This window comes from Streptomyces sp. DH12 (assembly GCF_020873895.1).
Lineage (GTDB): Bacteria > Actinomycetota > Actinomycetes > Streptomycetales > Streptomycetaceae > Streptomyces.
The window spans coordinates 1-726 of the sequence record NZ_JAHWGT010000269.1; the positions used below are offsets into that span (position 1 = coordinate 1).

A 726-nucleotide genomic window follows, 5' to 3' on the forward strand; every position below is an offset into this window, starting at 1 on the left:
TCTGCCAGATGCCCAGCGCGATCATCGTGGGGACGAGAAGCAGGGCGACCAGCGTGAGGGTCACCCATTGCCGGGACAGCAGGAAGCGGTACACCCCACGAAGGTACAACCCGGGCGCGAGGTGCTCCGCGCCGGGTACGTCCCCGCGCGTCCTCCCGCGCCCGGGAGGGCGGTCAGGCCTCCGAGGCGGGCTCGACGTCGGCGAGGAGCTGGCCGAAGGCGGCCTCGTCGACCACCGGCGTGCCGTACTGGCGGGCCTTGACCGTCTTCGACGTGCCCGAGTCCGGGTCGTTGGTCACCAGAAGGCTGGTGAGCCGGGACAGGCTCGTCGCCACGTGGAGCCCCGCCTCGGCCGCCCGGTCCTCCAGGAGGTCACGCTCGGTGGACGTGTCCCCGGAGAACGCCACCCGCATGCCCTGCTTGAGACGTTTGCCCGGTTCATACCGGCCCGGGTTGGGATAGGGGCATGCGGGTCTTTTGCGGGAGGGGCGCCAACTGGAGGGTGTCCGCCCGCCGTAGGACGCCTGCTGCCCGATGCGCGGCCGGTCCGACCACTCGGTGAGCGGCCGGCACTCGTGCAGCGGCAGCCGTACGCCGCCCGCCGCCGCGGCCCGCAGACTGGGCCGGAACGCCTCCGCCAGCACGCGCGCGTCGTCCAGCGCGTGGTGCGCCCGGCGCTGCACCACGCCGAAGTGCGCCGCGAGCGACTCCAGCTTGTGGTTGGGC

At 73.1% G+C, this 726-nt stretch carries 1 protein-coding gene and 1 pseudogene; both read right to left on the reverse strand.

Features of this window, described 5'->3' with window-relative positions:
• Positions 1–94, reverse strand: a pseudogene (locus tag LPA54_RS33955) (SURF1 family protein); the annotation flags it as partial.
• A gap of 79 nt (positions 95–173) precedes the next feature.
• The coding region (locus tag LPA54_RS33960; protein WP_306806581.1) for a BRCT domain-containing protein at positions 174–726 on the reverse strand (553 nt) is incomplete at its 5' end.